Source organism: Acidovorax sp. KNOB132 (assembly GCF_057541515.1).
Genome location: NZ_BAAJYT010000179.1, coordinates 1 through 7,719, shown reverse-complemented (window position 1 = coordinate 7,719; position 7,719 = coordinate 1). Strand labels below are relative to the sequence as shown.

At 71.6% G+C, this 7,719-nt stretch carries 6 protein-coding genes and 2 pseudogenes; 2 read left to right on the top strand and 6 right to left on the bottom strand.

What is annotated here, in order from left to right; translation table 11 throughout:
* Window positions 1-208: pseudogene (locus tag AC27IO_RS17965) on the bottom strand (phosphoribosylanthranilate isomerase); the annotation flags it as partial.
* Here AC27IO_RS17965 and AC27IO_RS17960 point away from each other — a divergent pair.
* The gene (locus tag AC27IO_RS17960) at window positions 111-1,586 is read left to right on the top strand and encodes a PglL family O-oligosaccharyltransferase (RefSeq protein ID WP_498739992.1); all 1,476 of its coding nucleotides are present in this window, start codon (window positions 111-113) and stop codon (window positions 1,584-1,586) included. The pseudogene AC27IO_RS17965 and the gene AC27IO_RS17960 sit on opposite strands and share 98 nt — an antisense overlap.
* On the opposite strand, the gene AC27IO_RS17955 is transcribed toward AC27IO_RS17960, so the two are convergent.
* Window positions 1,484-2,068 carry a YqiA/YcfP family alpha/beta fold hydrolase gene (locus AC27IO_RS17955; protein WP_498739990.1) on the bottom strand — a complete coding sequence of 195 codons (585 nt, stop codon included), beginning with the start codon at window positions 2,066-2,068 and terminating at the stop codon, window positions 1,484-1,486. The two genes, AC27IO_RS17960 and AC27IO_RS17955, sit on opposite strands and share 103 nt — an antisense overlap.
* A gap of 110 nt (window positions 2,069-2,178) precedes the next feature.
* Here AC27IO_RS17955 and rodA point away from each other — a divergent pair, with 110 nt between their 5' ends.
* Complete coding sequence (gene rodA, locus AC27IO_RS17950) at window positions 2,179-3,342, top strand: rod shape-determining protein RodA (RefSeq protein WP_272567244.1); 1,164 nt, start codon at window positions 2,179-2,181, stop codon at window positions 3,340-3,342.
* Between the two features lie 42 nt (window positions 3,343-3,384).
* On the opposite strand, the gene AC27IO_RS17945 is transcribed toward rodA, so the two are convergent.
* From AC27IO_RS17945 to AC27IO_RS17930, 4 genes and pseudogenes are all read right to left on the bottom strand, one after another.
* Window positions 3,385-4,695 carry an MFS transporter gene (locus tag AC27IO_RS17945; RefSeq protein ID WP_284393073.1) on the bottom strand — a complete coding sequence of 437 codons (1,311 nt, stop codon included), beginning with the start codon at window positions 4,693-4,695 and terminating at the stop codon, window positions 3,385-3,387.
* A 69-nt stretch (window positions 4,696-4,764) separates the two neighbouring features.
* Window positions 4,765-5,445, bottom strand: coding sequence for a hypothetical protein (locus AC27IO_RS17940; RefSeq protein WP_498739989.1), 681 nt, complete (start codon window positions 5,443-5,445; stop codon window positions 4,765-4,767).
* 128 nt (window positions 5,446-5,573) lie between these two features.
* Window positions 5,574-6,506, bottom strand: coding sequence for a LysR family transcriptional regulator (locus tag AC27IO_RS17935; RefSeq protein WP_284405289.1), 933 nt, complete (start codon window positions 6,504-6,506; stop codon window positions 5,574-5,576).
* 28 nt (window positions 6,507-6,534) lie between these two features.
* Window positions 6,535-7,719, bottom strand: a pseudogene (locus AC27IO_RS17930) (amidase); the annotation flags it as partial.

Sequence of the window (7,719 nt, the reverse complement as noted above, 5' to 3'; positions counted from 1 at the left end):
TGATGCCGCGCGGGCTGGCGGCGTAGAGCACGAACCCCACGGCATCGGCGCCGGCCGCCACGGCCGCATCCACATCGTCCTCTCGAGTGAGGCCGCAGATTTTGACGCGGGTGCGGTGGTGGGGCGGGCTGGTGCTGGCCGCGGTGCTGGCCTCGGGGGTCGGGCTGGTGCAGTTTTTCTGGGGCGACGTGGGCGCGGCGCCGTGGATCTACCCCTCCACGCCGGGGCTGGCGCTGGGCAATCTGCGCCAGCGCAACCAGCAGGCCTCGCTGCTGGGCATGGGCGCCTGGGCCCTGGCCTGGATGGTGGGCCGCCTGCAGGCCGCGCTGCCCGACCACCGCCAGCCGTGGCGGCCTGTGGCCGCGGGCGTGCTGGCGGCCTGGGCGCTGATGCTCATCAGCACGGCGGATGCGGCCACCGCCTCGCGCACCGGCATCCTCGAATGGGGCGTGATGCTCGGGCTGCTGGTGCTCTGGCGCCGCTCCCTGGGCGGCCTGCCCCTGGCCTTCGCCGCCACGGGGGGGCTGCTGTACGCGCTGGCGGCCTGGGCGCTGCCCTGGATGCTGGAGCGCTGGGCGGGCGTGTCGATGGACGGGCTGTTCCAGCGGCTCGCGGACGAGGGCCAAGGCTGCGTCAGCCGCACCGTGCTGTGGTCCAACATGCTCCACCTGATCGCGCAAAAGCCCTGGACCGGCTGGGGCTGGGGCGAGATGGCCTATGCCCACTACAGCACGCTGTTCCCGGGCGAGCGCTTTTGCGTGCTGCTGGACAACGCCCACAACCTGCCGCTGCACCTGGCCGTCGAGCTGGGCTTGCCCGTGGCGGGCGGGCTGTGCCTGCTGGCGCTGTGGGGCGTGTGGCGCCTGGCCCCCTGGCGCGAGACCGATCCGGTGCGGCAGCTGGCCTGGGGCGTGCTGGCCATCGTGGGCGTGCACAGCCTGCTGGAATTTCCGCTGTGGTACGGCCCGTTCCAGCTGGCCACGGGGTTCGCGTTGCTGCTGCTCGTGCGCCCGGCGCGGCCCTGGCGGCCCGGGCCGGCCTGGATCGCCGCCGCCGCGCTGGCCGGGGGTGCTGCGTTGGCCTTCGGGGGGCTGCTGGTGCGCGACTACGAACGGGTCAGCCAGCTCTACCGCGCCGTGCCCGACCGCGACCCGGCCTACCGCGAAGACACCGCCCGCAAGGTGCTGGGCGGTATCGCCTTCTTCCGCGGCACGGCCGATTTCGCCACCGTGACGACGACACCCGTGACCGCGCAGAACGCGGCCGACGTCCACACCCGGGCCACGCGGCTGCTGCACTACTCGCCCGAGCCCCGTGTCATCGAGGCGGTGCTGGCCAGCGCGGCATTGCTCGGGCGCACGGACGAGGTGGATTTCCACACGGTGCGCTACCGCATCGCTATCCGCAGGAGTACGCGCGCTGGGCGGCCAGCCACCCGGCCGCCGCGGCCTCCGCCCCGCTGCCTTGATGCCCTGACTGCCCCTCAGGCCAGGCCGCAGAACCGCGCCACCGTGCCGATGTGCGCGGGAAAGTCGCTCAAGGCATGGTCGCCGCCCTCCAGCAGGACCACCTGCGCGGCGGCATAGCGGCCCGCCATTTCGCGCCAGTCCAGCAACTCGTCGCCCTTGGCGATGATGGCCAGTTCCGGGCCGGCCGGGGGGCGGCCCCGCACGTCCAGCGCGCGCAGCTCGGCGATGTATTCGGGGCGGAAGAAAAAGCGCTCGGCCGGGTCGTGCCATGCGGTCTGCTCACCGATGTAGCGTTCCAGGTCGCGCGCCGGGTCCACGGCGGGGTTCAGCAGCACGCTCGGGCAGCGGGCCTGCTGCGCCACCCAGCTCGCGTAGAACCCGCCGAGGGAGGAGCCCACCACCGCCATCGTCCCCTGCGGCCAGTCCGCGATGCCCTGCGCCACGAGGCCCATGGCCGCCCGGGGCGAGGGCGGCAACTGCGGGCACCAGAAATGCACGCCCGGATGGTGGGCGGCCACGTGCGCCGCCATCTGCCGGGCCTTGGCCGACTGGGGCGAGGAGCGAAAGCCGTGCAGGTAGAGCAGGTGGGTGGTGGGCATGGTGGGGCGCGCGGCGGCGTGGAGCGATGCAGGCAATGGTGCGGCAGTGCCGGGGGCCTTCGATTGTGCCGGGACGGCGGCGCCTTCGGCCGGCCGGATAATCGCGCCCCATGTCCGCCGTCTTCGACAAACCCTCCCTGCTGCAGCGCGTCCTGCCCTTGTTCCGTGGCTTCGACTGGCTGCTCATCCTGGTGCTGTTGATGCTGGCATCGACCGGGCTGGTGGCCATGTATTCCTCGGGCTACGACCACGGCACGCGCTTTTACGACCATGGCCGCAACATGCTGCTGGCCGCCGGCATCCTGTTCGTGGTGGCGCAGGTGCCGCCCCAGCGGCTGATGGCGATGGCCGTGCCGCTGTACACGGTGGGGGTGGCGCTGCTGGTGGCGGTGGCGCTGTTCGGCATCACCAAGAAGGGCGCGCAGCGCTGGATCAACCTGGGGCTGGTCATCCAGCCCAGCGAACTGCTCAAGATCGCCATGCCGCTCATGCTGGCCTGGTGGTTCCAGCGGCGCGAGGGCCAGTTGCGGCCGCTGGACTTCGTGGTGGCCGGCGCGCTGCTGGCGGTGCCGGTGGGGCTCATCATGAAGCAGCCCGACCTGGGCACCTCGCTGCTGGTGCTGGCGGCCGGGCTGTCGGTGATCTTCTTCGCCGGCCTGCCCTGGAAGCTGGTGCTGCCGCCCGTGCTGATCGGGGGCATCGGCATCGCCCTCATCGTGTGGTTCGAGCCCCAGCTGTGCGCCGACGGGGTGCGCTGGCCCGTGCTGCACGACTACCAGCAGCAGCGCATCTGCACCCTGCTGGACCCCACGCGCGATCCGCTGGGCAAGGGCTTTCACATCATCCAGGGCATGATCGCCATCGGCTCGGGGGGCTTCTGGGGCAAGGGTTTCATGGCCGGGACGCAGACGCACCTGGAGTTCATTCCCGAGCGCACGACCGACTTCATCTTCGCCGCGTTCTCCGAGGAGTTCGGGCTGGCCGGCAACCTGTTCCTGATCGTGTGCTTCCTGATGCTGGTGTGGCGGGGCCTGGCCATCGCGGTCGGGGCCACCACACTGTTCTCGCGCCTGATGGCAGGGGCGGTGTCGATGATCTTCTTCACCTACGCTTTCGTGAACATGGGCATGGTGAGCGGCATCCTGCCCGTGGTGGGCGTGCCGCTGCCCTTCGTGAGCTACGGCGGCACGGCCATGGTCACGCTGGGGCTGGCGCTGGGCGTGCTGATGTCCATCGCGCGGGCGCAGCGCATTCCGCTGAACGAGCGCACATGAAAAAGCCGGCCAGGCGGCCGGCTTCGGGAGGGGCCGGGCGGCTCAGGCCTGCAGCGGCTCGTGCGCGGTCTCGCGGGCGACCAGCAGGGCCACCAGCGTGAGGCCCAGCGCGGCCGTCACGTAGAGCGACACCGCCACGGTGGAGCCGTACGACTTGAACAGCGAGGCGATGATGAGCGGCGCGAAGCCGCCCCCCAGGATGCCCGCCAGCGTGTAGGCCAGCGAGGCGCCGGCATAGCGCACCCGGTTGGGAAACTGCTCGGTCACGAAGGCGGCCTGTGGGCCGTACATCATGGCGTGGATCAGCAGGCCGCCGACCACCGCCGCGCAGATGGCGAGCGGCTGCGCCCGGTCCATCAGCACGAAGAACACGAAGGCCCAGGCAATGCCCAGCAGCGCGCCGGCGATGTACACCGGGCGACGGCCGATGCGGTCCGACAGCGCGCCGAACCACGGCACGGCGAGGGCGTTGCACGCCGCGCCGATCATGGTGGCGGTGAGCGCCAGCGGGCGCGACAGGTGCAGCACCGTGGTCACGTAGGTCAGGGTGAACACCACGACCAGCGCGTACAGCACGTCCGAGCCGATGCGCGAGCCGCCGGCCACCAGCAGGCGCCGCCAGTGCTGCGAGAACACCTCCTTGATGGGCGTCTTGGCCGTGGCCTGGTGGGCCTCCATTTCGCGGAACACCGGCGTCTCGTCGACGCCGCGGCGCAGCCACAGGCCGAACAGCACCAGCGCCACGCTGGAGACGAAGGGAATGCGCCAGCCCCAGGCCTGGAAGTCTTCGGGGCTCAGCCAGGCCGAGACCAGGGCGATGAAGCCGGTGCCGATCAGCGTGCCGCACGACGGGCCGACCTGCGTGAACGAGGCGTTGCGCCCGCGCTCGGTGGGCTTGCCGTGCTCCATCGACAGCAGCACCGCGCCGGCCCATTCGCCGCCGAGCGCCACGCCCTGCACGAAGCGCAGCGCCACCAAGGCGATGGGCGCCCAGATGCCCCAGGTGCCATACGTGGGCAGCAGCCCCATCAGCCCGGTCGAGACGCCCATGATCACCAGCGTGGCCACCAGCACGAAGCGCCGGCCCAGCCGGTCGCCCAGGTGGCCGAACACCATGCCGCCCAGCGGCCGGGAGATGTAGCCCACGGCATAGGTGGAGAACGCGAGGATGGTGCCGGTGAGCGGGTCGAAGGACGGAAAGAAGATGGCGTTGAAGACCAGCGCCGCCATGATGTTGTAGACCGTGAAGTCGTACCACTCGAGCGTGGTGCCAACCGAGCTGGCCATGGCAAGTCGGCCCATCTTGGGGGCGGCGGGGGGAGCGTGGGCGACGCCCTGGGGAACTGCACGCATGGGAGGATCTCCGGTGAAAGGCGATGAAGGAAAAATCGGGGGCGCAGGGGCCGGGAATGGCAGAGGGGATCAGGCCAGGTCGGCCCGCGTGAGCTTCCAGCCCAGCGTGTACTGGGCCGCCGCCGCGGCATCGGCCTGCAGCAGCGCACCAGCGCGCGCCAGGGCCTCGCGGTGCGCGTCGGCATGGCCGGTTTCCACCACCATGAGCGGCTGCAGCACGCGGCCCTCGGTGCGCTCCGTGGGCAGGGGTGTGCTCAGCACCGGGTCCGGCACCAGCAGGTACGACTGCACGAAGCCGGGCACCTGCGCGAGCTGGGTGCCGGCCTGCACGGCGCGCGCCACCAGTGCGGCGCGGTCATCGGCCGGCGGCAGGGCCAGCACGCTCAGGTGGCTGCCGGAGCCGAACCCGGTGACGGCCTCCACCGCGCACACGCGGCGCATCGGGTCCCGCATGCGGCCCAGGTTGGTGACCGACCAGGGCGTCTGCCGGCCGAACGCGGCGCGGTACGCATCGGACGTGAAGGCCGCGAGCGCCTGCGTGCGGTACAGGCCCAGGTACTTGCGGCCACCCTGCCGTGAAACGTAGCGGGCACCGGAGAGAAAACCGTCGATGCGCACGCGCTCTTCGACATGCTCGCGGTCATACCACTGGTTGAAGTCCGCCTCGTCGTCGGCATCGACATCGGCGGCCACGAAGAGCATGCCGTGCACGGTGCCGGGGGCGGCGGAGGGAAGGTTCTGGGAAGCCATGGGCACTTGCGATTCCTTGCAAAAAGACCCGGGAATCATCGGCCGCGCATCGGCCTGCCACAAACGGGTTTTTTTGCCCTGCGGCCATCAGAATTACTTGTCGGGTCGGATGCTTTTTCTGCACCAAATCAGGGTTCACCCTCTGTGCCCGGCGTCCGGAATGGTGCGGACAGCGAAGCGGCGAAGCGCTCGGATTCGCTGCACGCCAGCTCGGCCGCGCGGCGGATGGCGGCCGAGCCGCTGGCGTCCAGATGGCTCACCACGATGCGCTGGGGCGGCAGGGGCGTATCGCACGCGATCACGCGCAGGTCGCCGCGCTCGATCTCCTCGCGCACGGGTGGCAGCGGGATCAGCGCGTTGCCGAACCCCGACTGCACCAGCCGCACGATCGCCGCCATCGAACTCACGCAATGCACCTTGCCCACGGGCATGCTGGCCTGCCGATACAGCTGCTTGAGCGCCTGGTGGGGCTGCGATCCCGGGCTCATGGTCAGCACCGGCTGCAGCAGCAGGTGGGCGATGCGGCCTTCGTCGGGCTGGGGCGCGGAGGCGCCGGCGCCCACCCAGCCCATGGCCATCGGCGGGCAGGCCATGTTGACGATCTCGGCGCTGGCCATGGGGTCGGTCTGCAGCGCGATGTCGATCGCCCCGATCTGCAGGCGCTCGTGCAGGGCGAGGGTGGTTTCCGAGGTCAGCTGCACTTCGATGCCCGGGTGCAGGCGCTGCAGCGTGCCCAGGAAGTCCACCAGCCAGGTGTGCACCACGCTCTCGATCGCGCCGATGCGCACCAGGCCCAGAAGCTCCTGCTGCGGGTGCCCGAGCGCGATCATCTCGCGCTGCAGTTCCAGCATGCGCTCGCCATAGTCCAGCAGCCGCAGGCCCACGGGCGTGAGCCGCAGGTCGCGCGGGTCGCGCTCGAACACGCGGGCGCCGATCTCTTCCTCCAGCGAGGCGATGCGGTTGGAGATGGCCGCCTGCGTCACGTGCAGCCGCTCGGCCGCGGCGCGGAAGCTCCCGAGCCGCGCGATCCAGAGAAAGGCTTCGACGAAGCGGGTGTTCATCGCACGCAGGGCCCTGGCCGCAAGGGTTTCAGCCCGCGCGCAGGCAGGCTTCGATGGCGCGGCCCACCTGCAGCACGCGCGCATCGGCGCCGTGCACGCCGCCCACGGACAGGCCCACGGGCAGTTCGCCGGGCGCCTGGCAGGGAAGGGAGAGCGCGCAGCCATCCAGGAAATTGAGCACCGTCGTGTTGCGCAGCACCAGCCCGTTGGTGGCGAAGAACCGGGCATCGTCGCCGGTGAGGTCCGCCAGGCGCGGCGCGCGCACGGCCACGGTGGGCATCAGCCAGGCGTCGAGGTCGCGCAGGCGCTCCCGGGCGGTGGCTTGCAGGCGCATCCGCGCGTCCTGCAGGTCGATGTAGTCGGCCGCGGAAATCGCGGCGCCGCGGCGGGTGCGCTGGGCGACGCGGTGGTCGTACTGCGCCTCTTGAGCCGGGTCTTCCAGCCGCGCGCGGTGCACCTGCCAGGCCTCGGCGGCGATCAGCCCGCCCGCGGCGTTGAGCGAGGGCAGCTGGTGCAGTTCGGTGAAGCTGAAGCGCACGATGCGTGCGCCGGCGGCGGACAGGCGCTGGAGCGCGCCGTCGAAGGCGGCCGCCACCTCGGGCTCGACGCCGTCCATGACGAAGTCGTCCGTCACCCCCAGGCGCAGCCCGGCCAGCGGCGCGGCGCGGGTGTCGAGCGCCTCGCCGCTCAGGATGGCATCGACGAGGGCGCAGCAGTCCACGCTGCGGGCCAGCGGGCCGGCCGAGTCCAGGCTGCGCGACAGCGGGTATGCCCCGGCCAGCGGCACCCGGCGGGCGGTGGGCTTGAAGCCCGTGAGCCCGCAGAACGCGGACGGAATGCGGATCGAGCCGCCCGTGTCGGTGCCCAGTGCCACGGTGGCCAGGTCGAGCGCCACGGTGGCGGCGCCGCCGGAGGTGGAGCCCCCGGTGATGCGGCTCGGATCGTGCGGGTTGGCCGGCGTGCCGTAGTGGGGATTGAGCCCCAGGCCCGAGAAGGCGAACTCGCTCAGGTTGGTGCGACCGAGCAGCACTGCGCCCGCGGCGCGCAGGCGGGCCACCGCGACGGCGTCGGCCTGGGCGGGTGCCCCGGCCATCACGGCCGATCCGGCTCGGGTCACCTGGCCCTGCACGTCGAACAGGTCTTTGATGGAAACGGGCAGGCCGCCAGCGGCGAGGGCACGTGCCCGCCCGCGCGGGCGGCGTCGCTGGCGCGG